Consider the following 24,502-nt stretch of genomic DNA (forward strand, 5'->3'; position numbering starts at 1 on the left):
TAAATCATTATGTCAAGCTTTCACTAGTTTAAGCGATGCCCAGTTGTCCGACAGATGCTTTTCAGAGAATTGTATACTAAACTCCCTCGCCTTCTGTAGCAGGACCTCACAATCTTCATCATAAAAGCCACTTAAAATCAGAATTCCTCCCGTGTTTAGTACCTCAGCGTAGCTCTCGATTTGATCAAGCAAAATATTTCTGTTAATATTCGCAAAGATCACATCGTATGTTGCATCGGGAATCACTTCCTTGGATCCACACAAAGCCTTAATGTAGCTAACGTCATTCAATGCTATATTTTCCAGCGTACTTTCAAAACAAACCGGGTCATAATCGATCGCCGTAATATCTCTGGCTCCCCTTTTTCCGGCGAGTATCGCCAAAATTGCTGTTCCGCACCCCATATCCAATACCGACTTTCCAATGAAATCCATCGTCAGGATGAACTCCATCACCATTGAAGTCGTCTGATGATGTCCGGTACCAAACGACATTTTAGGATCTATCACGATCTCAACAGGGAACTCAGGTCGAGGCTCGTGAAACGTAGCCCGTACATAGCATTGGTTGCCGATAGTCAGCGGTTCAAAATTACTTTCCCATACCTCGTTCCAATTCTTCTGAGGCACGAAGTTTTTCTCGTACGAAAAAGTAATCATATCCCGGAACGAAGAAAGGAGCTCTTCCAGCTCTAATCCTTCAGCCAGGTTTTCCGATAGGTAAGCATTAAAACCGCTTTCGGTCTCCTCAAAAGTATCAAAACCTGCTTCACCCAGAGAATGGATGAGCAGGTCCCGATAAACTTCTTCGCCTTGTTCTATTTTAAAAACAAACTCGTAGTAATTCAAATCTTAATGATTAAAAACTTTTGCAATGTCGATAAAGTCGCGTGATTTAAGAGACGCGCCCCCGATAAGTCCACCGTCAATATCTTTCTGAGAAAAAAGCTCTGCCGCATTCTTTGGGTTGCAGCTTCCACCGTATAAGATAGTCGTATCTTCTGCAACTGCATCTCCGTACCGGGCTTCTATTTCCTTACGTATAAAAGCGTGAATCTCCTGGGCTTGCTCCGGACTTGCTGTTACACCTGTACCTATTGCCCAAACCGGCTCATAAGCCAGCACGATAGTAGAGAAGTCGCCTACGCCAAGTTCAAAAACACCCTCTGTAAGCTGTCTTTTTATAACGTCGAAATGCGTATTGCCGTTTCTTTGTTCCAAAGTCTCTCCGATACAGAAAATAGGTTTTAAACCTGCTTTTATAGCGGCCCGCGTTTTTTCGGCCAGGAGCTCATTTGTTTCTCCAAAATATTGACGTCGCTCAGAATGACCCAATATAACATATTCCGCACCAACCGATTTGATCATAGATGCGGATATTTCACCTGTATAAGCACCTGCTTCCGCCTGATGGCTATTTTGCGCGCCAATACTCACGTTAGTGGTCTGGCCTGCCATCTGGCTGAGGCTATGCAGGTAAAGGCTCGGCGGACATACAACCAGTTTTTGATCTCCACGAATCTCGTCCTTCGCCATATGAAGCACTTCAGAGAATAAACTTAACCCTGCTGAATAGTCAAGGTTCATCTTCCAGTTTCCTGCAACGATTTTTTTTCTCATAATTTAGTTTTTATATTTCTGTAATGTTTGGTTAACTCAAATACCGCAGTAAAGATACCCCTTTCCATTTTATCCAACTCCTTCTCTCTTCGGGCGAAAACACGTTCAGTTGTTTCAATCGCTTTATCTAAACGATATTCGGTATTGTTCCCAATCCCGTACCATGAAAAGTCAGGCACGAAATTTTCCGGAAACCCTGCTCCGAAGATATTGGAACTTACACCAACAACCGTTCCCGTATTAAACATCGTATTGACGCTGCATTTGGAATGATCACCCATAATAAGACCGCAAAACTGCAGGCCGGTATCTCTATAGCAATCATGGGCGTAATCCCATAGTTTCACCGAAGCATAGTTGTTTTTCAGGTTCGAGTTATTCGTGTCCGCCCCCAGATTACACCATTCTCCAATAACAGAGTTTCCAAGATACCCGTCATGTCCTTTTGACGAGTAACCCATTATAACTGCATTATTTATCTCCCCGCCAATACGACAATACGGTCCAATGGTGGTCTTAGCATATATACGGGTGCCCATTTTAAGCTGCGCTCCCTCACATAGTGCGAACGCTCCCCGAACCATACACCCCTCCCATACACCAGAATTACGCCCCAGATAAACCGGACCTTTCAGCGTGTTGAAGGTACTGCATTCTGCTTCCACTCCTTCCTCTACAAAAATCTGGTCACCCAGAATGGTATTCGTTGAGCTAAGAGAAGCAGACGTCCTCCCGGCGGTAATCAGCTCAAAGTCCCTGACAATTTCCTGTTCGTTATGTAAAAAAATATGCTCAGGATATACAATGCGACAATAATCGCGGCTATAGGAAATAAGTTTAAAACCCTCCAGGTTTATGACAGGAACGCCCGACGCTGCTTGTACCCCCCTTACGGCCAGCAAAATATCACTGGCGTATAACGCTTCGCCGCTTTTCAGCGCTCCGATCGCTTCGACAAGGTACTCGTCAGGGCATACAGAACCGTTTATAAACAGACTATCAACATGGTGATCGTATGGGTACTTTTCCTGAAGATAAGCAACTGTTAAAAAGGCGACATCACTGTCCAGATGCTTCGCCCATTTTTCTGCAATGGTCAAGATTCCGACTCTTAGCTTGGCAACGGGCCGTGTAAATGTAAGAGGCAACAGACTATCACGCGCAGAGTCATCAAATAAGGTAATGGTCATTTAGGTCAAAAATAAAAAAAGTCCGGGCTGTAAGCCGGACTTTCAAAAAATATTTTGAGAAATATTACTTCTTAGAGTAACGTGTGCGGAACTTATCAATACGACCGGCAGTATCTACCAGTTTCATCTTACCAGTATAGAACGGGTGAGATGTGTGAGAGATTTCCAATTTAATAAGAGGGTACTCGTTACCATCTTCCCATTTAATGGATTCCTTAGTGTCAATACAAGATTTTGTAATGAAAGAATAGTCGTTTGACATGTCTTTAAAAACAACTAATCTATAATTTTTTGGGTGCAAATCAGCCTTCATGATCTAAACTTTTTCAGGGCGCAAATATGAAATAAATTTCCATTACATCAAAATGTAATTTAACTTTATTTAGCATCGCTTACCGGTTCAAGTGGCAAATATAGGATAATCATTCATTATGTCAAAAAAATGACGCATTAAAGTGCCTGTAACCAGGTGAAAACGTCCGGACACTTTAAACTTTTCTTACCTTTGCTCAAGCTACGTTCCGACAGAAAATATGAATCTCCCCATCTATCTCGACAATAACTCAACAACTCCGGTAGACCAGAGAGTATTGGATGCGATGCTCCCTTACTTTACCAATAAGTTTGGTAATGCAGCTAGCCGCAACCATAGTTTCGGTTGGATTGCTGAGGAGGCAGTAGACAAAGCCCGCCAACAGATAGCGAGTCTGATAGGGGCCGACAGTATCGAAATCACTTTTACATCAGGAGCGACAGAAGCAGTTAACCTGGCGCTAAAAGGTACGTTTGAGACCTATAGGGCTAAAGGCAATCACATCATCACTTGTGTTACCGAACATAAGGCAGTCCTTGACTCCTGCAAACATCTCGAAAAAATCGGTGCTGATATTACCTACCTACCGGTTGATGCTGAGGGCATAATCGACCTCAGGAACCTCAAGGCAGCTATAACTCCGGCCACCATCCTGATCGCCATAATGTATGCCAATAATGAAACAGGAGTTATTCAACCGATAAGGGAAATTGCGCAAATAGCGGCCGACAATAATATCTTATTTTTCTCTGACGCTACGCAGGCTGTCGGAAAAATTCCGGTCGATGTAAGAGAAGATGGCATTCATATGCTTGCTCTTTCGGCCCACAAGATGTATGGCCCGAAAGGCATTGGCGCACTCTATGTGAGGCGACGGAACCCACGGGTAACCATACTGCCGCAGATTCACGGAGGAGGCCACGAACGCGGCTTCCGGTCAGGAACCTTAAATGTGCCCGGGATCGTTGGTTTGGGTGAAGCAGCAGCGCTATGTGCTGATGCCGGAGCCGGGGAGCAGTCCAGACTCCTGTACCTTCGTGACAAACTCGAATCAGCACTTCGAAAAATCGAACACACTTATATCAACGGAGACCAGTCTGCCAGATTACCGAACGTATTAAACATTTCCTTTGAGCACGTTGATGGACAGGCGCTGATGATGGCCATGAAAGGCATTGCGGTCTCGTCAGGATCTGCATGTACCTCTGCGTCATTGGAACCCTCCTATGTATTGAAAAGTCTTGGCCTCACCGACGAGCTTGCACATTCTGCTATCCGCATAGCGGTCGGCCGCTTTAATACAGAAGAGGAAATAGATTTCACCATCGGACAAGTGACCAGGGCTGTGGAGCATCTGAGAAGTATCTCCCCCGCCTGGATAATCGCCCGGGAAGCAAACAATTCATCTAAATAATACATCTAAGCAACGGTTATGCAACAAACATGTCAATAACCTCGTTGTTAAATTAATGATCAAAACACCAATACCATGATAACAGTAACAGAAAAAGCAAAAGCACGAATCGAAGATTTGGTCAGGGACTCCAATTACGATGAATCCTACTTCCTCAGGGTTTCTGTTCAGAGCGGTGGCTGCTCAGGCTTGTCTTACAATATGGACTTTGACAATATAACCAAAGCTGACGATCAGTTCTTTGAAGATAAAGGAATCAGGATTGCATTGGATATGAAGTCTTTTCTTTATCTGGCAGGCACAGAGCTTGATTTTTCAGACGGGATTAACGGAAAAGGCTTCAGCTTTAACAACCCCAATGCGACACGTACCTGCGGTTGTGGAGAAAGTTTTTCAGTTTAACACAAAATAATATCTTTGTGATGTAAAAGGGGCCAAAAGCCCCTTTTTGTATATCTGTCATAATATCAGTAAATTGTTTTGGCAACCAATATAACTTAGATGCATCACACCAACGAACCGACTACCGTTCCTTCTCTGCTTCGCAATATAGTGGCTGGCGTTCATCCTGAAAATCACACCTTTCTTCTGCATAAAGCAGGTGATTCATGGAAAGAGATTAGCTACAAAGAGACGCTCGACACTGCCGACGCGATATCTTCTTATTTTTTGGACATGGGCATCCGCAAAGGCGACCGTCTGGGACTCATACTCGAAAATTCCCCGTCATATATCTTCTACGATCAGGGGCTTCAGCAAATAGGTGCTGTAAATGTTTCCATATACCCTACCCTTACCGAGAGCGAAATTGAGTATATAATCAACGATGCCGGCATCAGAACGATCATTGTAGGAACCGCATTCCTGTTAAAGAAGATTATCAAAGTGGCCAATAACTGTCCGTCCCTTCAGCGTATCATCCCTGCTTTCGATCAGTTCGAAAAACACGTTCAGGATATCGGCATCATCGCAGGCATCATCGGCTTCAAACAGTTGATTGAAGAGGGAAAGAAATCGCTGGGCGAACGTAAAAAACAGATCAACGCCTGTCGGGAGGCTATCCTTCCCTCCGACCTCTCTGCACTCATCTACACCTCCGGCACCACCGGTATTCCCAAGGGAGTAATGCTCACCCACGCCAATTTCGTGGAAAATGCCAGGGCCAGCCTTCAACAAATTCCTGTCGTTACAAAGGATGATATGTTCTTGTCTTTCCTGCCCCTTTCTCATGTATTTGAACGTACCGCGACTTACCACATATCATGCACAAAAGGATGCCGCATCGCCTTCTCCCAGAGCCTGGAACTGCTTGCGCGGAACATGGAAGAGGTAAAGCCAAGCATCATGGCCTGCGTACCGCGGCTACTCGAACGCATCCATGACAAAGCCATCAAGAGCGGCACACAGGGTGGTGGCCCTAAAGCCGCCATTTTCAACTGGGCATTGTCAACCGGGGAAAAATACAGGAAGATTACCGATTCTGGAAGGTCGGCAGGCCTTTTACTATCGATGCAGCAGAAGCTCGCAGACAAACTGGTCTTCAGTAAGATAAAAGAAAAAACCGGCGGCAACCTGAAGTTCTTTATCTCAGGCGGGGCCGCACTTCCCAAAAATGTAGGTGAATTCTTCGGAAACCTGGGCATTAAAGTACTCGAAGGCTTCGGGCTTACAGAAACCTCCCCCGTTATGTCCGTTACAGAGTATGACCGGCAGATATACGGAACCGTTGGCCGCATTCTTCCCGGTATCGAGGTGGGCATCCAGGATGTAGACACGAAAAAGATACATACCGTTCAAACACATAATTCCTTTAACGAAAATCTCGAATCGCCCGAAGGAGAGATTATTGTTAGAGGCCATTGCGTCATGAAGGGATATTGGAACAAGCGCGAAGAAACGGCCCTGGTGATTGATCAGGATGGCTGGTTCCATACAGGTGATATCGGCCAGTTTTACAAGGGGAACCTTAAAATAACAGATAGAATAAAGAACATCCTGGTGAACTCTTTCGGAAAAAACATCTACCCTACGCCGGTAGAAAACACATACCTCAAGAGCCAGAAGATTGAACAGATATTCCTTATCGGCGATAAACGTGAATACATAACCGCTATTGTCGTCCCTTCGAAAGAGTCCCTCCAGGAAACCTTTGGCTTTACGGAAGAGTACTTCGAACGTACCGAAATGTTCATATCAGAAACCGAAGTCATATCCTGGATCAGTGAAGATATAAAAAGACTTTCCGGCGAACTGGCGAAATTCGAACGTATCAAAAACTTTAAAGTTAAGCGGACACCCTTCTCTATAGAAGCAGGCGAAATGACACCTTCCCTTAAGGCGAAACGTAAAGTGATCGAGAAAAAATACGCCGACGATATCAACATGCTATATACGGAGGAAAGTTTTAACGAGTAAAAACCGGCATAGATTGGTACACTACGCCCGAATATCTATATTTGCAAAAATTACAAAGAATGAGTATTGGCTTATCCGAACAGGAAATTATACGCCGTGAGGCACTGCAGCAGCTACGCAATCTGGGAATAGATCCTTATCCAGCAGAAGCATATCAAATAAACGTTACTACGGAAGATATTCTAAAAAACTACGAGAGAGATAAAACTTCGTACAAGAACATCAGTTTTGCCGGCAGGATTATGAGCCGACGCATCATGGGTAGCGCATCTTTTGCTGAGTTACAGGATTCAACCGGAAGGATGCAGGCCTATATTAAGCGTGACGACATCTGTCCGGGAGAAGACAAAACACTTTACAACACGGTATTTAAGAAACTACTTGACATAGGTGACTTCATCGGTGTCAAAGGTTTTGTGTTCACCACCCAAACCGGCGAAATATCGATCCACGTTACCGAAATGACCCTGCTGTCGAAGTCGCTTAAGCCCCTTCCAGTGGTAAAACGTGATGAAGAAGGAAACATATTCGATGGGTTTACAGACCCTGAAATGCGTTATCGTCAGCGTTATGTGGATCTGACTGTTAACCCCGACCTCAAGCAGATTTTCATCAACAGATCGAAAGTCATCAACACCATGCGCAATTACTTTGACAGTCAGGGCTGGATGGAAGTAGAAACACCGATTCTCCAGCCTGTACATGGCGGAGCAGCAGCGAAGCCTTTCAAAACACATCACAATACGCTCGACATGCCTTTGTTCCTCCGTATTGCTAATGAGCTTTACCTGAAGCGCCTGATCGTTGCCGGTTTTGACGGCGTCTATGAATTCGGAAAGATGTTCCGCAACGAAGGAATGGACAGAACGCATAACCCCGAATTCACGTCCATGGAAATTTATGTTGCTTATCGCGACTATATATGGATGATGGGAATGGTTGAGGAGTGTATTGAGAAAATTGCGATCGCTATCCATGGCCAAGCCAGGGTAACCGTCGGACAGCATGTAATCGACTTTACCGGACCATATGAAAAACTGTCTATGTTCGAATCCATACAGAAATACACCGGCATCGATGTATCCAGCATGGACGAAGCCTCACTGCGTCAGGTATGCCAGGACCTGAATATCGAGGTGGATGCATCAATGGGTAAAGGTAAATTGATCGATGAGATCTTCAGCGAAAAAGTAGAAGCCAACTTAATCCAGCCAACCTTTATTACCGATTATCCGATTGAAATGACTCCTTTGGCCAAAAAACACCGGAGCAAAGAAGGCTTAGTTGAGCGTTTTGAGCTTTTCGTTCTTGGCAAAGAGATCGGAAACGCGTACTCGGAGCTTAACGACCCGATTGATCAGCGAGCACGTTTCGAAGACCAGCTCCTGCTCGCAAACCGCGGTGACGAAGAAGCGATGGCCATGGACGAAGACTTCCTCAGGGCCCTTGAATACGGTATGCCCCCAACAGCCGGTTTAGGTATCGGAATCGACCGCCTGGTCATGCTGATGACAAACCAAAGCACTATACAGGAAGTGCTGTTCTTCCCGCAGATGCGTGCCGAGAAGAAGCTGAAAGTGGCTTCGGTAAGCGATTACCTGGCCATAGGCGTACCTGAAGAATGGGTACCTGTACTTATAAAAATGGGGTTCAATACCATCGAAGAATTAAAGGCAGCCAATCCAAACAAAGTCTTCAACGATTTAGGAGGCATGCGCAAGAAATTGAAGCTAGATATTGCCATACCCTCCAAAGAAGCCGTCATGGAGTGGTTTGAATAATACATCTCTAACTTAACTTAAATATAAAGCCCTGTAAACATTAAGTTTACAGGGCTTTCTTATTTTCGCTATTAAAATAATAACTATGAATCTATCAAGTATAGAGATAACAGACAAAGAATATCTCATTAAGCTAAACAAGCAGGATTTCGACCTCTCGTTGATTAATACACTGATCAAGCGCATTCAGGCGGAAACCTTCTTCTCCTCCATGCTTCACGAAGACGAAGATGATATCATCAGCAAAAGAGCAAATGATCAGCGGATCAACTTATTTGACCATCTTGACGACAAATAAAAGGGCAAAGACCTATCTCGGTCTGAAGCCCCTTGTCTGAACCTGCTGCTTATCGAGCTGCCCCATCTGTCCCTGCATCATCTTAATCTGCTCCGCAAGCAACTTATTCTTATCGGCCTTCTTAGCTTCCTGCAAGTACATGGTGGCTTCGCGCTTGTTGCGTTTTGCCATGGCAATACCCGCCAGGCTAAGCTTAGCCAGCGCAATGTTATGATCCATCGTCATCCCGAGGGCAAGCGACTTCTTGAAATATTTCTCAGACTGTAAAGGTGCCTTTCGCGACTCAATCAAACCGATCAGGAGATGATAGTAACCATGCTGGGCCTTCAACAGTTCGCTTTCATAGTTTTTAATTTTCTTCAGCCAGGCTTCTGAAGCTTCCATATTTTCCTTCCTCAGATAATATTGTGCTATCAACATCTTCTCGTTAAAGAAAAAGGTTACGAAGACGATAATAGATAGTAAAAGCACCAGCACTCCCCATCCCCAATAACTAAAGAACATTAAAGCAACGGTTGCCCCTAACAAAGCAAAGGCGATTATTAATCTGACGAAATTTGGCATATTTGTATTTCTTATTAAAACAGGATGCAAATATCGCTTATTTAGCTCCTAAAACCAAAAATATACATGATGACTGTGTTAATTAATGAATCGTGGAAAGCCGTTCTTGAAGATGAATTTGAAAAGCCTTACATGAAAAATCTGAACGCTTTTCTGCAAAAAGAAAAGCAGGAGGGTAAAGTAATCTTCCCTCCCGATCCATTGATTTTTAACGCTTTCCATCACACTCCATTTGATGAGGTGAAAGTGGTGATCCTGGGACAAGACCCCTATCATGGAAACGGACAGGCGCACGGGCTATCTTTCTCCGTGCAAAAAGGAGTGAGTGTGCCTCCTTCTTTAAGGAGCATTTATAAAGAGCTTCAAAGCGACATCCCTGATTTTGTGAAGCCACAACATGGCGAACTCACTTCATGGGCAGACCAGGGCGTACTTCTTCTTAACGCAACACTCACTGTCAGAAAAGGAGCACCCGCTTCACACCACAAAAAAGGATGGGAGTTATTCACCAACCAGGTCATTAAAACCCTGTCTGAAAAGCGTACAGGATTAGTATTTCTGCTATGGGGTAAAAATGCTCAGGCAAAAATCCCTTTGATTGACGGGGAAAAGCATACTATCCTTACAGCAGCACATCCTTCCCCCTACTCTGCCCATACCGGCTTCTTCGGATGCCGTCATTTCTCGAAAACCAACGCCATTCTGAAGAAGCAGGGACAAACACCCATTAACTGGCAGGTTTAATATTGAAAAGGGAGCACTGCTTCCTTTTTGCTTGTTGACAGGATCATCATCGTCTGGAACGTTTTCACCACCTGGATCTTACCGATCTTTTCCATAATCAACTTCTCGTAAGATTTGATGTCTTTCACATAGACCTTCAAAATAAAATCACAGCCACCGGTTACATGATGGCACTCCGTAATCTCATCTATTTTTTTCACCTCGTCAACAAAAGTTTGGATCGTATTGTTATGATGAAAATCCAATTGAATCTGTATGAAAGTTTTTATCCCAAGCCCCAGTTCTTCTTCATCAACTACAGCATGATAGCTCTTAATCATTCCCGAGTTCTCGAGCTTTCTTACACGCTCAAGTGTGGGAGCAGGCGAAAGACCAATCTCGTTTGATAACTGCAAATTGGTAATTCGCCCATTTTCCTGGAGTCGCTTTAGAATTTGTAAATCTGTTTTATCGGGTTGGAACGGCATATGTTTTTAATTAGGCAGCCAATTTAAAACAATTTAGAAAGATTTTTTATTTTAGAGTAATCTAATCTTTTTTATTAGGTTTGCTTAACGCGCAGATTAAACATGAACGAGTCACTTGGAGAAGTACATTCATCAGTAATCACTGCCGGCAAGAAAGGCTGGCGTAAGCTTTTGTCATTTCTAGGGCCCGCGTACCTGGTCAGTGTTGGCTATATGGATCCGGGCAACTGGGCAACCGACCTCGCCGGAGGCAGCCAGTTTGGATACCAGCTGATCTGGGTGCTGCTAATGTCCAACCTGATCGCCCTGTTACTGCAGTCGCTCAGCGTCCGCCTGGGTGTCGTACAGGGGCTTGATCTGGCACAGGCATCCCGGAATGCATATCCTAAATGGGCAAACTTCCCCCTGTTTATTCTCGCCCAAATTGCCATTATAGCATGCGACCTTGCCGAAATTATCGGTATGGCTATAGGATTGAACCTCTTGTTTGGCCTTCCTATGATCTGGGGCGTTTCCATCACCATTCTTGATACCGTCCTGCTGCTCTTCCTGCTCAACAAGGGAATGCAGGTCATGGAAAGCTTCATTCTGTCTATGGTCTTCATTGTAGGTCTCTCATTCCTGGTAGAAATGTTCATCATCGAACCCGAAATAAAAGACGTCATCGCGGGTCTGGAACCCTCCATGTTAAGCGGCGATGCATTGTACATTGCCATCGGGATTTTAGGGGCAACCGTCATGCCCCACAACCTCTACCTTCATTCCTCCCTCGTTCAGACGAGGAAGATCGAACGGACAAGCAAGGGCATCAAGGAATCATTAAAATTTAACCTTATCGACACCAGCATTGCCCTGAACCTGGCTTTCTTCGTGAATGCCTCTATATTGATCCTGGCGGCGACTGCTTTTCACAAAAACGGATATTTCGGGGTCGCAGAGATACAGGATGCACATAAGCTGCTCGATAACATATTTGGATCGCTGGCTCCAGCCCTCTTTGCTATCGCGCTGATTGCCGCCGGACAAAGCTCTACAGTTACCGGAACTTTAGCCGGACAGATAATCATGGAAGGCCATATCAAGCTGCGCATCCAACCATGGCTCAGGCGCCTACTTACACGCTTACTGGCAATCATCCCGGCATTCTTCACCATTCTCTACTTCGGCGAGGGGGCACTGGGAGAACTTCTTATTCTAAGCCAGGTCGTCCTTAGTCTGCAGCTCGGTTTCGCCGTTATTCCTTTAATTCATTTCACCTCAGATAAAAGCAAGATGGGCGAATTTGCGATAAAGCCCTGGGTGAAAGTCCTGGCCTGGCTGAGTGCCATCATTATTGTGAGCCTGAATATCAAACTTGTCTACGAAGAGATTTATTCCTGGATGAACACCAGCAACAGCTGGTGGCTTTATATCATTATAGTTCCTGTAGTTCTTGCAGTGATCGCCCTGTTGTTCTACGTGTCTTTCCACCCCCTGTTCAAAACGCAAGCCATCATCTCGTCGAACGTTCCGCATGGGAAGGCCGAGGAGATCCCAAGTGTGGAAAACGTATCCTACAAAGCCATAGGTATCCCAGTGGACTTTTCTAAAAATGACAAAGCCACCATCGAACACGCGCTTATGCAAGGAGGTAAAAATGCCGAATACTTCCTTATCCATATCGTCGAAACAGCCGGCGCGCGCTATCATGGAGATCGAGTTATGGATTTTGAAACGAAGAGCGATGCTGACAACCTGGACCTATATCGCCTCAACCTGGAGAAATTAGGGTACCACGCCCATATACGGATTGGTTATGGAAATGTCGCCAGGGCAATCTCCAGACTGGCGGTCGACAACCACCTGGATCTGCTGGTTATGGGGGCGCATGGTCACCAAACAATGAAAGATATGATATTTGGCACTACTGTAAACGCCGTCAGACACCGGATTAAAATACCTATTCTGATCGTAAGAAAATAGGCCTTACTGCAAATAGCTCAACACTTCCCGACTGCTCAGGCGCTTCTTGATGTCGATATATCCAGGATAGGAAATCTTTCTGTCCGCTACAACAATGTTTGGCTTAACCCTCAGCGTGATAGTAACCGAAGTATCTTTTGAAGCAGAAAAGAAATCAGAGAGCATACGTTGGTTTTCCGGCCTGGAGATAACAGGATGGATATCCGTATGTATAGCGAAGGGCACAGCCACCTCGCCTCCGTTCCCGGGTACCAGGATCGTTTGCTCATATACCCCTCTTAACAGCTCATAATCAGCAACCATCAGTATATATTCAAAGTCATTTATACCCGCATCTTCAGTCCCCGGATTACTTATTCCCAGGTCAAGGCGCGCCCTGAGGGGGACTTTCTGCTGGAAGAATGCCAGAGCAAGCTGCGGAGCACGGGTCATATCCAACCCGCCCTTTTTCACTATTCTGTCAACGGGAACACCGGCAACATAAACGCTGTCTATCGAATTGACCCCAAACACACAATGCTGAAGGGCTTCGAGCTGACTAACCTGCGTTTTTACCCCGCAAGAGAAGACCGAACCGATGGAGAGAAACAAAAAGATGATCTTAAAATAATTCATTACGTCTATTTTTTCAAATGGCGTCGAGAGGAATGCGGCTATTACGCTTATGGTGCATAGCCTTAAACTGTCCGGGCGTATAAGTGGTTACACGCTTAAATTGCGTCGAAAGATGTGCGGCGCTGCTATAGCCCAGCATATAGGCTATCTCTTTTAAACTAAGTTCATTGTAACATAGCAACTCTTTAACACGCTCAGTCTTCTGTCTGATGATATATTGCTCAATGGTGATCCCCTCTGTTGCAGAGAACAGGGTACTCAGATAGTTATAATCGTGAGACAAGGCTTCGGCTATCATCGCAGACCAGTTCCATCTCCGGACACCGTCAGCCTGGTGAAAGATCATATCGATGATTAAGGTCTTTATGCCTTCCACAAGCCTGTTTTTTCCGCTGTCAATCAGCTCAAAACCCTGAGCCTGGAGAGCCTTACCGATCTCCGCGATCCGGGCAGCTTCACAGGAACCACCAACACGCGCATAGCCAAGCGCAATCGCTTCAACATCCAAACCGTGTTCCTCCAGAATTTGCCTCACTGCTGATATGCATCGCGGACAAACCATATTTTTAATGTAAATCTCTGTCATACGGATAAGCTTGGACTTTATTTTCTACTAATATAACGCCGAAAATGGTTTGTATGTACGTCAGAACGATTTGATCATCTGAATATGTTCTATACCATCTTCATCATAGACCTCGCTGCTTCTCACAAATCCAAACTTCTCATAGAATTTTTCAGCATATAATTGAGCACCAATTTTGACCGGCCGGTTACCGAGCAAATCCTCCAGGTCTGATAAAATCAGCTTCATCATTATTGCACCAACACCCTTTCCGCGATAGTGCGCATGAGTCACGATCCGACCAATTGAAGCTTCTTTATATGATATCCCCGGGGGGATAATCCTCGCATACGCAATCAGCCGGCCCTCGTCATACATCATCAGGTGATGACACTGTTCGTCAAGATGATCCAGATCCTGATAGGCACATCTCTGCTCCACAATAAACACCTCGTTACGAAGTTGCAATATCTGGTATAATTGCTCGAGACTGAGATCCTGGAACCTCTTGGTTATCTTGATATATGACATTGCCGAAATTAACCGTTATAATTTGTAATCCGTTGAAGCAAGGGCAAAAATGCCTTAATTAGCGCGAGTTCTTCATTGGAGTAGACTTCCGACATCGCTTTGGCGAGCCACTCCTCTTTTATACGCCGGGTTTCGGCCAGCATGGCGGAGCCCCTCTCCGTTAACGAGATCACCACTTTACGTTTATCAGCTTCTATATAATCGCGCTGTACATATCCCGCTTCAAACAAACGGTTGATAATTTGAGATATTGCCTGCTTGGATACACGTTCCAGTTCCGCCAGATCCGAAGGAAGCAGTGTGCCATATTGATCCAGTAAGGCCATCGTCAAAATCTCACTATTGGAGAAATCTGTACGGACGTTCTGCTTTCTGATTTGCCTTGTCAGCCTTGTCGCAACGCTTCGCAATTGAGCGGCTAATTCATAATCCGGGTTCACCATAACTAAAATTACTTTACAAAGGTAAGCATTTTATGACTATATAATTATCATTAAGAAGATAAAAACCAATAACTTTGTAAAGTTACTTTACTAAAACCCGCTATGCATATATTTCGCTCACTTCAATATTACAATTACCGCTTGTTTTTTACCGGACAGGCAATATCATTGATTGGCACCTGGATGCAACGAGTAGCAGTCAGTTGGCTGGTTTATAGCATTACCGGTTCAGCATTTCTATTGGGAGCCATCACCTTTCTGAGTCTGATACCTTCGTTGTTCCTTTCTCCATTCGCCGGAAGCTTCGTAGACCGGCACAATAAGTACAGGGTTCTGATGTTTACGCAGATCGGCCTTATGCTCCAGGCAGGGATTCTGGCTTTCATGGTGTGGTTTCAGTACTACAATGTGCTCTGTATCGGAGTACTGAGTCTTGCTCAGGGAATCATCAACTCATTCGATGTGAACGCACGACAATCTTTAATGATTAACCTCGTTGAAAAGAAAGAAGATCTTCCAAATGCGATTGCTCTCAATTCGACCGTTTTCAATTCAGCACGTCTCCTTGGGCCTGCACTGGCGGGTATTGTATTAAGCACACTGGGTGAGGAAGTATGCTTCCTCATTAACTTCTTCAGCTTTATTGCTGTACTGGCATGCCTCATGCTGATGAAATTAAATATCGAACAAGAGGTCAAGCCTACACAAAACATCTGGACAGACCTTCAGAACGGCTTCCAGCACGTTGTATCGTCCAGAGACATCTTTCCCCTGATCCTGACGATGGCCGCTTCCAGCCTGATGATTATTCCCTTTATCACGCTCCTCCCGGTATTTGCGAAGGACATTTTCAGTGGCGACGCAACTACCTTCAGCTGGTTCGAAAGTGCGGCGGGGCTCGGCGCTCTGATCGGTGCCATTTATATGGCAAGACTAACATCTAAAACCAACCTTAATCAAGTTACTATCGTCTCTGGGTTCATCTTGTCGTTTTCCGTTCTCGCCCTGGCCTTTTCACCCTCTCTGCTTATGGCTCTCATCTTCACGGCTTTTGCCGGAACAGGCTTAATGATCCAGAATTCCTCCATCAATACATATATACAAACGCATTCGCATCCCGGGATGAGGGGACGTACAATTAGTTACTATATCATGGCAAACCAGGGTGTGCTCCCACTGGGAAGCCTGTTGATCGGCTTTTTAGCACATCGCTGGGGTACTCAAACGGTTGTTTTTATCGAAGGATTAGCAGGCTTGGTGATTACCATCGGCTTGTTGTTATACAAAAAAAACCAGTTGCGTAACCGGTTTAAAGCCCTTCAGCTCAAATTAAGACAAAAAGAAAAGGTTGCATGCTATTCCTAACATGCAACCCTTGTTCCGCTATCTTGGAGTTGGTGCAGAGCCACTTCCGTTCGATCCGGATCCCCCTGTACCTGTTCCTGTTCCAGTCCCAGTTCCGCTGCCTGTTCCAGTCCCGGTTCCGCTACCTGTTCCAGTGCCTGTTCCGCTACCTGTTCCAGTGCCGCCTGTTCCACTGCCAGTTCCTCCAGTCCCTGTTCCTCCGCTAGTGTCCATGCCGGTAGCTGAACCTGAGCCTGAGCCAACACCGCTATTATCGGTGCTCATAGAATCTGTCATGGTTGAGGTTCCTCCAGCGGTATCCATTGAAGAGTTCTCCATCATCGACGTATCAGAATCCGAACTGTTCTGATTATTGGATCCACAGCTCGCAAGTGACACACCCGCCACTGCAAGCACTGCTAAAATTTTGTATTTCATAGGTAGTTCATTAGATTATTTGTATTCTATAATAAAATTCCTATAAAATGGTTTTGGCATATTGCCAAGACCCGCAAAAACACGTGTTTATACGGAAAACCAGGTATTTATATCCTGATTCCCTGACTGTTGCCATTTAACGAAGCAGTCTGATGAAGTAAATATCCGCCGTCCTGGATCCGCTGCCGGCTTCAAACCGAAGTGTCAGCTGATCTTTATTCTGCCGAATGACCGCTTCCGGAATTTCATAATCAACATCGTAAAACTTGTCTCCCTTCTCTCCCTGAAACGATTCAGACGCCACTTTAACATCGTTCAAATAGATAGCGAACTCCTTATCTGTATCCTTTCCGTAATAGGTCAGGCGAAGTACCCGCGCATCCTTCGCCGGATTCTTCATATTATAGCTGAACCAACCCCTGGCATTTCTGAAGTGCCTGTTGCTCTGCACGCCCATTTCCGAGCCTTCACTTTTGAAACTGTGATCAGACTCCGGCTGCTGCTGTCCCGGGTTTAACCTGTCGATTGTTCGCTTATCGGTTTCCATCTTCCGTGCCTCCGACTCCTTCAGAGCCGCTTTCATCTCGCCCAGCGCAGCCCGGGAAGTCATAGGCCAATAAACAATATATCTGGCGTCGTGCACTTCATGGAATGGTTTAAGCTGGAGGTCGCGGTATTTTTCAGTGGAGATAATATCGGCGGCGGTAAAGTAAAGTGGCTTACCTTCAACGGGCTTCAGGGCAAGAGGCGCCGACGCCAGGTCAGATACCAGAAAAGGTGCTTCGTCCAGCGGATACAACGGTCCGTTAGCGACATGTCCCATCCGGCTGCCATCTGCCCTCAGACCGGGCAAATCCGCCGACTTGGTAGCCGCTGCCAGAACCACAGGGCCATGTACAAAAGAAACCCATGGAGATCCGTCAGGGAGCTGCTCTGCAGTCGTCTCCATCGGAAGACGCACAGATACCACGTCACCTGTCTTCCACCGCCTTTTGACCGATACATAGCCAGATTTCCGATCGGTTATAACTGCAGCTGCCCTCTTGTTATTTACAAAGACTGCTATCGATCCGCCCTCTACCCATTTGGGAACACGTATATTAAGAGCGAATTCTTCCGGACGCGCCAATTTCATTACAAGCTCTGTTTGTTCTTCGTAAGGAAATCTGGTACGTTGCGTAAGGGTAAGTTTCCTTTCCTTCCAGCTTAATGTGGAGGGTATGAATAAATTTACAAAGAGGTTCTGATCATCATGGGCATAAATAATATCGCCATACTTACCATGATTTTCAAGGCCCGATCCCACGCAGCACCAAAACCCTTCCTGTGGCTCTGAATAAACGCGGTAGTGGTTCGGCCTCATACTCGTAAAATAAACAAATCCGCCTTTATCAGGATGTTGTGATGACAGGATATGATTATACAACGCTCTTTCATAAAAATCCAGGTAGATGCCCGAACGGTCATTCAGGAAAAGCTCCTTGCTGAGCTTGAGCATATTGTAAGTATTACAGGTTTCCGGGCCTTCCTTCGACTCAATCATCGATGAAAAATCACCTGAGGGATTGAAATGCTCACTGACACTGTTTCCACCAATCGATACCGTCCTGTTATTTACCACCGTCTCCCAGAAGAAACGCGAAGCATCCCGCCAGGCGTCGTCACCGGCCACCTGAGCAACACGCATATACCCGATAACCTTTGGAATCTGGGTGTTCGCATGCATGCCGTTTAATTTGTCCTGCTTGTTTAGCAGGGGATGAAGAACAGACATATCTGAAAACCGGCGCGCCAGGGTAAGATACTTTTTGTCACCGGTAAACTCATATACATCGGCAAAAATTTCATTCATCCCACCATGCTCCGATCGCAGCATATCCTGAATCTGCTTGTCACTTAAGCCGGAAACCAGAGTCTCACACCAGTCTGAAAGTTTCAGCAACATCCCTCTGGCCTTCTCATTTCCCCCAATGAGGTAAGCATCTTTTAGGCCGGCATAGGTTTTATGGATATTATACCATGGCACCCACTTATCGTTTAATGAAAAGCTCGCAGCTTTGATGTTTCCTGCAGCTAGGTCTTTCCACATGGCGCGCCCGCCCGGAATGCCCGACACATAGCCATCACCGTTTTTTTGCTGGCACTTGTCCAACCAGTCGATCATGTAATTCAGCCGCTTAAGTACTTCCTTGTCTCCCGTGGCAGCATACATATCCGCCAGGGCACTGAGATAATGCCCGCCTATATGTCCGTCGAGTCCTGTATTTTCCCAATTCTCATAGCTCGGTGCCAGGGGCTTCAAGCCGGCCTCACGGAGGTAGGGAGCTAATAAGCGGTCAGGATTTAATGACAGGATATAAATCATATCCGTATGCTGGGCCTTATAAAAAGGACTTTCGGTTAACCTGACGGCCGACAGAGGAAAAGCCTTCAGCGGCTTCTCCTGCGCCACAGCAGGACTAAGCAAAGCCAAAGAGAATAGGAGATGAATAATTTTTTGGTTCATAATGGTTAGTTTATTTCTGGCTTAAAAAATCATTCGGCAACATGCCGGAGCATATTGCCTGAATGAAATGCATCTTTACCAGATTTTAATTCTTTTATCTTCCGGTAAGAACAGTTTCTGACCTTCACGAACGTTAAAGGCGTTATAAAATGGTGTAAAATTCATCAACGGCACGTTAACCCGGTACTCAGCAGGAGAATGCGGATCGGTACTTAACTGTAGTCGCAAAGACTTATCTTCCATTTTATCTCTCCATGACTGGGCATAAGCGATAAAGAACCGCTGATCCGGGGTCAGCCCGTCGATCTTAGTTGTATCCTGGCCCTGCTTGGTTAATTTAAAAGCGTCATAAGCTATAGCGATACCGCCGATATCAGCCATATTTTCACCGGTAGTAAGGGCTCCGTTGATACGCATAGAGTCGATCACAACGAAACTGCTATACAGATCGATTACTTGTTTCGATTTTTCCTTGAACCTCTTGTTATCCGATGGCGCCCACCAGTTGTTCAAATTGCCCGACTTATCATATTGTGAGCCCTGATCATCAAAACCATGCGTCATTTCATGACCGATAACCATGCCGATTGCGCCATAATTTACAGCATCATCTGCATTAAGGTCGAAAAACGGAAACTGTAATATTCCTGCAGGGAAAACAATTTCGTTTATCGTCGGATTGTAATACGCATTGATGGTGGGCGGGGTCATGATCCATTCGTCTTTATCAACCGGCTTGTCAACCTTAGCCATCTGATACTCAAAGTCAGCCTTACTGCATGACACGATATTTTCGAAATATTTTGCCCTGTCGATCTCGACTTTGCTGTAATCTCTCCATTTATCCGGATAACCAATTTTCTTAATGATGGCATGCAGTTTCTCTTTGGCAACTTTCTTAGTCGTATCACTCATCCAGTCCACCTGCCCGATCCTGGCGTCAAACGCCTTCTCCAGATTGTCGATAAGGTCGAGCATTCTTTCCTTGGCATCTTTAGAAAAATGTCTTTTAACATAAAGCTGGCCGAGCAATTCACCCAGGTTGGCGTCAGAACTTCTATAGATCCTCTCCCATCTTGGCTTAATCTGCTTTTGTCCGGAAATCGCTTTGCCGTATTCAAAGTTCGCATTTACGAATGGTGAACTCAATGCGGATGCCGCCCCACGGATGAAGTGGGCCTTCATATATAGCTTCCAGGTGTCAAGGGGAGCTGTCTTCAACAGTTCATTTACCTTCTCATAGTAGGCCGGCTGTCCGACATTTATAGAATCCGTATCGGTGCCCAGATTTTTAAGATAAGAGCTAAACCTGAATAAAGGCAACTTCTTGTCCAGATCTGCAACCGACGTTTTGTTATAATTTATCTGAGGATTGCGCAGATCAACATTGGTGCGGTGGCTTTTCGCCAGCTCTTCTTCAAACTTGTAAACCAATTCTGATTCTTGTGTCGCGATAGAGTCGGTGGTACCGGTTAGCACAAACAATTGGGAAATGCACTTCTTATACGCGTCCTGGATAGATTTCGTCTCTGCATCTTTCCTGAAGTAATAGTCCCGATCAGGCAATCCAAGTCCTGACTGATACAGACTTAAGATGTTTGTTGAGCTATTTTTTTCATCAGGACCGATATACAATCCGGTGAAGACTGCCGATTGCTGTTTATCCAGTTCTGCCTCAAAGCGCAGCAGTTGCTGAACATTTTTGATCGCGTCTATTCTTTTCAGATAAGGTTCGATAGGCTGATACCCCAATCCTTCGATGGCAACCGAATCCATACCAGAGGCATAAAAATCACCAACCTTCTGTTCAACCGTCCCTTTATCGGCATGCGCGTTTGCCGCCTCTTCAAGAAGCTTCTTGATATTCGCTTTTGTCTTGTTATATAACTCGTCAAAGGCCCCGGTACTCGTTTGCGTAGGGGGAATCACCGCCGTTGCCAGCCATTTACCGTTTACATATTTAAAAAAGTTATCTCCGGGAGCAACGGAAGAATCCAGGCTAGTAACGTCTATAAATTTTTGAGTACTACTGGGCTTTTCGCTATTACACGCTCCAAACGAAATAAGTGCGGCGCCCATGGCCGCATAAGACAGGTTCCTTAAATGCATACTATCGTCTTATTAAATGACCGGAGAAATTTACATTTTTTTTAGCAATAAGCGAATCAGACGGCCGTTTATTCTCCTGTATCCCCTTCACATGCTCGTCCTCTGGTCTGGATAAATGCAACGCCGTGCGGGATTTTACTATTTTTGCCCCCTTAATAATTGCTATGAAACCATTCTTTTTATTATCACTGTCGCTGTTCATGTTTACTATCGGACAAGCTCAGGACACCGATCTTCCTTTCAATAAGAAAAACATTCCTCTTAACGACGACAAGAAAGTATCCTACACCCTGGTGGGCGAAGTTCCCCATGCAACGAAAGATCAGCTCTACAACCAGGCACTCGCATGGATTGCCGAGGCCTTCAAAAACGAGAGCGGCGTTATTAAGTTACAGGATAAAGATGCAGGGACAATTATCGCCGAAGGTTCAACCGAAGAGAAATACAGCGTGAAAACACTGGGCGTTCTTGTTCCTAGGAAGTACTATCAAAACATGAAAATTGAGTTCAATATTAAAGAAGGCCGTTACAGAATGATAATGAACTCCTTTTCGATTGAAAACATCGCCGCGAGGGTAGGCAAATCTTACCTTCCTTCGTCGTCGAATCCAATTGAAAAATATTACGACCAGGTGCCCGAATCGTATACATTCAGCAAACTGACATCTTTGGAGCGAACGCAACTTTATTCAGCCAAGACTATTCTGATCACTGCCGACAAATTTGCTAAGGCAACCCTTTCTTCTGTTAAAAGCTATATGACAAACGCTGCTAATCCTGTAAAAAAAGATGACTGGTAAGTCAAGGCCTGTCAGCAGCTTAAGATTTGCTGCTGACAGGCTAGTGGGCAGCTAGTGGGGAGCTGGCCACCAGCTGGTGGGTACAGCCGCCATGATCCCGCGTTGTAGCCACACTGTAGCCACGTTTTTCAAGGAAAAGGTGGCTGAAAGGTGGCTACAACGTAGCTACAATGTGGCTAAACCCACTAGCTGCCCACTAGCTGCCTGCCAGCTGTCCACCGGCAGCGCTCAGGCTAGTATAAGTCAGGTGAGGCGTTGAGCATGGCGTATTGTCTTTGATGCCAGTATGGATAGGCAGGGAACGCTTCACTTACCCTGTCGAGTTTCTTAACCTGATCGTCGCTCAGATTCCAGCCAATCGCTCCCAGGTTCTCTTTCAGTTGCTTCTCGTTCCGCGCTCCGATGATAATACTCGAAACGGTTGGTCGCTGCAAGAGCCAGTTGAGTGCTATCTGTGCATGTGACTTTCCGGTTTCTTCAGACAGCTCGTCCATCAGCTCAACAATATCATATAACCGTTCGTAATTGATCGTTCCGCTTGAGACCGGGCTCCCCCCCTGCGTAACACGGGCATCTTGGGGAAGAGGCTGGTTACGACGATATTTGCCACTAAGTAACCCGCTGGCCAGAGGGCTCCACACGATAGTATCCACTCCCTGATCGATGCCAAGAGGCATCAGTTCCCACTCAAAATCGCGGTTTAGTAAAGAGTAATACGCCTGATGTGCACAGTATTTAGACCATCCATAGCGCTCGGAAACGGATAATGACTTCATTAGATGCCATCCCGAGAAGTTAGAACAGGCGATGTATCTCACTTTACCACTTTGGATAAGCATGTCGAGCGTTTTAAGTGTTTCCTCCACGGGAGTATTGGCATCGAAGCCGTGCATATGATAGATATCTATATAGTCGGTATCCAGTCTCCGCAGACTGTCTTCGCAGGCCCTGATCAGATGGTGCCTGGATGAGCCGTAGTCATATACACCATCGGATGTTGGAAAAGTAGCTTTCGTCGATATAAGCAATTTATTGCGCAAGCCTTTCGCCGCTTTGCCGAGGATCTCCTCGGCCATGCCGTTTGAGTAGGTATTTGCGGTATCAAATAGATTGACACCTGCGTCCAGGCACAGGTTAAGCATGTGACTTGCCTCTCTTACCTGAGTATCGCCCCAGGTTTTAAAGAATTCATTTCCGCCTCCAAAAGTTGCTGTTCCGAAGCTTAGAACAGGCAGACGCAACCCGGAATTGGTAAGTTGTCTGTATTCCATATGGGTATCTGATTTGAATAACAATACGGCTGATCTAAAGATTTGTTTGAACCGGCGATATTAGAATCCGCCCTTGTCTGCCGGATATTCCGGGTCGAAGTGTTCACAAATTTAACACCAGTGTCCAAAAAAACAGATAGTGTCGTTCATACGCCGCGCTTTGTCTCAAGGGAAAAAATTTCCCATCCCCTGCTGGCATGTAACAAGTTCAGGCTTAATTCATAAAATTTAATCTGCGGCACATCGATTGTACCAATACCGGTAAACAATCTCACCTACCAAAAGAGAAACATTATGAAAAAAGTATGTGTATTATTGAGCTTCGCCTTTACATGTTTCATGTTCAGCGAAGGGTTCGCCCAGACGGGGACGACCGGCACCAACAATCAGGGATCGACTGTAGGTACCAATCAGAGTGACACCGGAAAAACCAAGACCGGAAAGAAGAAAAAATCAGGTCAATCTGACCGGGCAACCGGCTCCGGCACTTCTACTACAGAAACCGGCAGCGGATCAGGAGTTGGCACCAACGGTTCAACTACATCGCCGGGAACCAATAGCGGAACAGACGTTGGAACCGGAACTTCCTCCACTCCGGGCTCAGCAACAGGAGTGGGAACTGGCACTACAACTTATCCCGGAACAGGATCAGGCACAGGTAGCGGCACAACCACATCACCAGGCACAGGAACCGGTGTTGGTACAGGCACTACCACTTCACCAGGTTCTGGCACCGGAAGCGGTGTGGGTACCGGCACAACCACCTATCCTCAACCTGGAACAGGAACCGGCACCACAACCTCTCCTGGAACTGGAACTTCACCTTCTCCAGGAACTGGAACCGGAACTGGTTCAGGAACTGGAACTGGAACTGGAACTGGAACTTGGAACTGGAGTTGCGGAGGGGGAAGACCAAGGCTGCGGCCGGCAACGTCGAGGATGATGTTCAGCAGCGAACTAGCAAGCGTTCTAACTCGAATAACTCGGACAAGACTGTCGCCCGCAGTTGGATGCAGTCTTGGGACTCGATGCTTCCACAATGAAATGCGCATTCTCGGTTGTCTGCACGCACCAAGCCCTCTTTCGAGCAATGCATGTCTCCGCCCCGGGGC

General features: G+C 45.8%; 24 protein-coding genes. 10 read left to right on the forward strand and 14 right to left on the reverse strand.

Going from position 1 to position 24,502, the window contains the following annotated elements; translation table 11 throughout:
• Positions 1-12: 12 nt before the first annotated feature.
• The 4 genes from prmA to ACKI5J_RS17585 all read right to left on the reverse strand — a co-directional run bounded on the left by prmA (position 13) and on the right by ACKI5J_RS17585 (position 3,123).
• The gene (prmA, locus tag ACKI5J_RS17570; protein ID WP_407430821.1) at positions 13-849 is read right to left on the reverse strand and encodes a 50S ribosomal protein L11 methyltransferase; all 837 of its coding nucleotides are present in this window, start codon (positions 847-849) and stop codon (positions 13-15) included.
• A gap of 3 nt (positions 850-852) precedes the next feature.
• Positions 853-1,620 (reverse strand): triose-phosphate isomerase, encoded by a 768-nt coding sequence (tpiA, locus tag ACKI5J_RS17575; protein WP_407430823.1) that lies wholly within the window; start codon positions 1,618-1,620, stop codon positions 853-855.
• Complete coding sequence (locus ACKI5J_RS17580; RefSeq protein WP_407430825.1) at positions 1,617-2,810, reverse strand: GlmU family protein; 1,194 nt, start codon at positions 2,808-2,810, stop codon at positions 1,617-1,619. Before ACKI5J_RS17580 ends, tpiA begins: the two co-directional genes overlap by 4 nt.
• 64 nt (positions 2,811-2,874) lie before the next feature.
• Entirely contained in the window at positions 2,875-3,123 is a 249-nt protein-coding gene (locus ACKI5J_RS17585) for a type B 50S ribosomal protein L31 (RefSeq protein ID WP_407430827.1), read from the reverse strand.
• 220 nt (positions 3,124-3,343) lie between these two features.
• Here ACKI5J_RS17585 and ACKI5J_RS17590 point away from each other — a divergent pair, with 220 nt between their 5' ends.
• The 5 genes from ACKI5J_RS17590 (at position 3,344) to ACKI5J_RS17610 (ending at position 9,031) form a co-directional block, all read left to right on the forward strand.
• A complete protein-coding gene (locus ACKI5J_RS17590; protein ID WP_407430829.1) occupies positions 3,344-4,537 on the forward strand; it encodes an IscS subfamily cysteine desulfurase in 1,194 nt (397 codons plus the stop codon).
• Positions 4,538-4,612: 75 nt separating this feature from the next.
• Positions 4,613-4,939, forward strand: coding sequence for a HesB/IscA family protein (locus ACKI5J_RS17595; RefSeq protein ID WP_407430831.1), 327 nt, complete (start codon positions 4,613-4,615; stop codon positions 4,937-4,939).
• A 99-nt stretch (positions 4,940-5,038) separates the two neighbouring features.
• The gene (locus tag ACKI5J_RS17600; protein ID WP_407430833.1) at positions 5,039-6,952 is read left to right on the forward strand and encodes an AMP-dependent synthetase/ligase; all 1,914 of its coding nucleotides are present in this window, start codon (positions 5,039-5,041) and stop codon (positions 6,950-6,952) included.
• Between the two features lie 59 nt (positions 6,953-7,011).
• Positions 7,012-8,733, forward strand: coding sequence for a lysine--tRNA ligase (gene lysS, locus ACKI5J_RS17605; protein WP_407430835.1), 1,722 nt, complete (start codon positions 7,012-7,014; stop codon positions 8,731-8,733).
• A gap of 85 nt (positions 8,734-8,818) precedes the next feature.
• Positions 8,819-9,031 carry a hypothetical protein gene (locus ACKI5J_RS17610; protein WP_407430837.1) on the forward strand — a complete coding sequence of 71 codons (213 nt, stop codon included), beginning with the start codon at positions 8,819-8,821 and terminating at the stop codon, positions 9,029-9,031.
• A gap of 12 nt (positions 9,032-9,043) precedes the next feature.
• On the opposite strand, the gene ACKI5J_RS17615 is transcribed toward ACKI5J_RS17610, so the two are convergent.
• Positions 9,044-9,595, reverse strand: a complete 552-nt coding sequence (locus tag ACKI5J_RS17615; protein WP_407430839.1) for a DUF2892 domain-containing protein — start codon at positions 9,593-9,595, stop codon at positions 9,044-9,046.
• A gap of 69 nt (positions 9,596-9,664) precedes the next feature.
• Here ACKI5J_RS17615 and ung point away from each other — a divergent pair, with 69 nt between their 5' ends.
• The gene (gene ung, locus ACKI5J_RS17620) at positions 9,665-10,339 is read left to right on the forward strand and encodes a uracil-DNA glycosylase (protein ID WP_407430869.1); all 675 of its coding nucleotides are present in this window, start codon (positions 9,665-9,667) and stop codon (positions 10,337-10,339) included.
• On the opposite strand, the gene ACKI5J_RS17625 is transcribed toward ung, so the two are convergent.
• Positions 10,336-10,806 (reverse strand): Lrp/AsnC family transcriptional regulator, encoded by a 471-nt coding sequence (locus ACKI5J_RS17625; RefSeq protein WP_407430841.1) that lies wholly within the window; start codon positions 10,804-10,806, stop codon positions 10,336-10,338. The genes ung and ACKI5J_RS17625 overlap by 4 nt on opposite strands.
• Positions 10,807-10,908: 102 nt before the next feature.
• On the opposite strand from ACKI5J_RS17625, the gene ACKI5J_RS17630 reads away from it, so the two are divergent.
• Positions 10,909-12,768, forward strand: a complete 1,860-nt coding sequence (locus tag ACKI5J_RS17630; protein WP_407430843.1) for an Nramp family divalent metal transporter — start codon at positions 10,909-10,911, stop codon at positions 12,766-12,768.
• 3 nt (positions 12,769-12,771) lie between these two features.
• Here the strand turns inward: ACKI5J_RS17630 and ACKI5J_RS17635 are convergent, their stop codons facing one another.
• From ACKI5J_RS17635 to ACKI5J_RS17650, 4 genes are read right to left on the reverse strand one after another with little or no spacing between them, the layout of a single operon-like run.
• Entirely contained in the window at positions 12,772-13,383 is a 612-nt protein-coding gene (locus ACKI5J_RS17635) for a hypothetical protein (RefSeq protein WP_407430845.1), read from the reverse strand.
• A gap of 13 nt (positions 13,384-13,396) precedes the next feature.
• Complete coding sequence (locus ACKI5J_RS17640; RefSeq protein ID WP_407430847.1) at positions 13,397-13,969, reverse strand: helix-turn-helix domain-containing protein; 573 nt, start codon at positions 13,967-13,969, stop codon at positions 13,397-13,399.
• A gap of 60 nt (positions 13,970-14,029) precedes the next feature.
• Entirely contained in the window at positions 14,030-14,479 is a 450-nt protein-coding gene (locus ACKI5J_RS17645) for a GNAT family N-acetyltransferase (RefSeq protein WP_407430849.1), read from the reverse strand.
• 8 nt (positions 14,480-14,487) lie between these two features.
• Positions 14,488-14,922, reverse strand: a complete 435-nt coding sequence (locus ACKI5J_RS17650; protein WP_407430851.1) for a MarR family winged helix-turn-helix transcriptional regulator — start codon at positions 14,920-14,922, stop codon at positions 14,488-14,490.
• A 102-nt stretch (positions 14,923-15,024) separates the two neighbouring features.
• Here ACKI5J_RS17650 and ACKI5J_RS17655 point away from each other — a divergent pair, with 102 nt between their 5' ends.
• Entirely contained in the window at positions 15,025-16,287 is a 1,263-nt protein-coding gene (locus ACKI5J_RS17655; protein ID WP_407430853.1) for an MFS transporter, read from the forward strand.
• A gap of 18 nt (positions 16,288-16,305) precedes the next feature.
• Here ACKI5J_RS17655 and ACKI5J_RS17660 read toward each other — a convergent pair whose 3' ends face one another.
• From ACKI5J_RS17660 to ACKI5J_RS17670, 3 genes are all read right to left on the reverse strand, one after another.
• Complete coding sequence (locus tag ACKI5J_RS17660) at positions 16,306-16,704, reverse strand: hypothetical protein (protein WP_407430855.1); 399 nt, start codon at positions 16,702-16,704, stop codon at positions 16,306-16,308.
• Positions 16,705-16,840: 136 nt separating this feature from the next.
• Positions 16,841-19,210 (reverse strand): beta-L-arabinofuranosidase domain-containing protein, encoded by a 2,370-nt coding sequence (locus ACKI5J_RS17665; protein ID WP_407430857.1) that lies wholly within the window; start codon positions 19,208-19,210, stop codon positions 16,841-16,843.
• 75 nt (positions 19,211-19,285) lie between these two features.
• A complete protein-coding gene (locus ACKI5J_RS17670) occupies positions 19,286-21,319 on the reverse strand; it encodes a M13 family metallopeptidase (RefSeq protein ID WP_407430859.1) in 2,034 nt (677 codons plus the stop codon).
• 164 nt (positions 21,320-21,483) lie between these two features.
• Here ACKI5J_RS17670 and ACKI5J_RS17675 point away from each other — a divergent pair, with 164 nt between their 5' ends.
• Positions 21,484-22,119 (forward strand): DUF4468 domain-containing protein, encoded by a 636-nt coding sequence (locus ACKI5J_RS17675; RefSeq protein ID WP_407430860.1) that lies wholly within the window; start codon positions 21,484-21,486, stop codon positions 22,117-22,119.
• Positions 22,120-22,352: 233 nt separating this feature from the next.
• Here ACKI5J_RS17675 and ACKI5J_RS17680 read toward each other — a convergent pair whose 3' ends face one another.
• The gene (locus ACKI5J_RS17680) at positions 22,353-23,390 is read right to left on the reverse strand and encodes an aldo/keto reductase (RefSeq protein WP_407430862.1); all 1,038 of its coding nucleotides are present in this window, start codon (positions 23,388-23,390) and stop codon (positions 22,353-22,355) included.
• Between the two features lie 294 nt (positions 23,391-23,684).
• Here ACKI5J_RS17680 and ACKI5J_RS17685 point away from each other — a divergent pair.
• The coding region (locus ACKI5J_RS17685) for a hypothetical protein (protein ID WP_407430864.1) at positions 23,685-24,502 on the forward strand (818 nt) is incomplete at its 3' end.

Source organism: Arcticibacter sp., assembly GCF_045629565.1.
In the GTDB taxonomy this organism is placed as follows: domain Bacteria; phylum Bacteroidota; class Bacteroidia; order Sphingobacteriales; family Sphingobacteriaceae; genus Arcticibacter.

Bases quoted from the DNA above. Each gene is read 5' to 3' on its own strand.
- tpiA (WP_407430823.1), bottom strand. From the start codon at position 1,620: ATGAGAAAAAAAATCGTTGCAGGAAACTGGAAGATGAACCTTGACTAT.
- ACKI5J_RS17580 (WP_407430825.1), bottom strand. From the start codon at position 2,810: ATGACCATTACCTTATTTGATGACTCTGCGCGTGATAGTCTGTTGCCT.
- ACKI5J_RS17585 (WP_407430827.1), bottom strand. From the start codon at position 3,123: ATGAAGGCTGATTTGCACCCAAAAAATTATAGATTAGTTGTTTTTAAA.
- ACKI5J_RS17590 (WP_407430829.1), top strand. From the start codon at position 3,344: ATGAATCTCCCCATCTATCTCGACAATAACTCAACAACTCCGGTAGAC.
- ACKI5J_RS17595 (WP_407430831.1), top strand. From the start codon at position 4,613: ATGATAACAGTAACAGAAAAAGCAAAAGCACGAATCGAAGATTTGGTC.
- ACKI5J_RS17600 (WP_407430833.1), top strand. From the start codon at position 5,039: ATGCATCACACCAACGAACCGACTACCGTTCCTTCTCTGCTTCGCAAT.
- lysS (WP_407430835.1), top strand. From the start codon at position 7,012: ATGAGTATTGGCTTATCCGAACAGGAAATTATACGCCGTGAGGCACTG.
- ACKI5J_RS17610 (WP_407430837.1), top strand. From the start codon at position 8,819: ATGAATCTATCAAGTATAGAGATAACAGACAAAGAATATCTCATTAAG.
- ACKI5J_RS17615 (WP_407430839.1), bottom strand. From the start codon at position 9,595: ATGCCAAATTTCGTCAGATTAATAATCGCCTTTGCTTTGTTAGGGGCA.
- ung (WP_407430869.1), top strand. From the start codon at position 9,665: ATGACTGTGTTAATTAATGAATCGTGGAAAGCCGTTCTTGAAGATGAA.
- ACKI5J_RS17625 (WP_407430841.1), bottom strand. From the start codon at position 10,806: ATGCCGTTCCAACCCGATAAAACAGATTTACAAATTCTAAAGCGACTC.
- ACKI5J_RS17630 (WP_407430843.1), top strand. From the start codon at position 10,909: ATGAACGAGTCACTTGGAGAAGTACATTCATCAGTAATCACTGCCGGC.
- ACKI5J_RS17635 (WP_407430845.1), bottom strand. From the start codon at position 13,383: ATGAATTATTTTAAGATCATCTTTTTGTTTCTCTCCATCGGTTCGGTC.
- ACKI5J_RS17640 (WP_407430847.1), bottom strand. From the start codon at position 13,969: ATGACAGAGATTTACATTAAAAATATGGTTTGTCCGCGATGCATATCA.
- ACKI5J_RS17645 (WP_407430849.1), bottom strand. From the start codon at position 14,479: ATGTCATATATCAAGATAACCAAGAGGTTCCAGGATCTCAGTCTCGAG.
- ACKI5J_RS17650 (WP_407430851.1), bottom strand. From the start codon at position 14,922: ATGGTGAACCCGGATTATGAATTAGCCGCTCAATTGCGAAGCGTTGCG.
- ACKI5J_RS17655 (WP_407430853.1), top strand. From the start codon at position 15,025: ATGCATATATTTCGCTCACTTCAATATTACAATTACCGCTTGTTTTTT.
- ACKI5J_RS17660 (WP_407430855.1), bottom strand. From the start codon at position 16,704: ATGAAATACAAAATTTTAGCAGTGCTTGCAGTGGCGGGTGTGTCACTT.
- ACKI5J_RS17665 (WP_407430857.1), bottom strand. From the start codon at position 19,210: ATGAACCAAAAAATTATTCATCTCCTATTCTCTTTGGCTTTGCTTAGT.
- ACKI5J_RS17670 (WP_407430859.1), bottom strand. From the start codon at position 21,319: ATGCATTTAAGGAACCTGTCTTATGCGGCCATGGGCGCCGCACTTATT.
- ACKI5J_RS17675 (WP_407430860.1), top strand. From the start codon at position 21,484: ATGAAACCATTCTTTTTATTATCACTGTCGCTGTTCATGTTTACTATC.
- ACKI5J_RS17680 (WP_407430862.1), bottom strand. From the start codon at position 23,390: ATGGAATACAGACAACTTACCAATTCCGGGTTGCGTCTGCCTGTTCTA.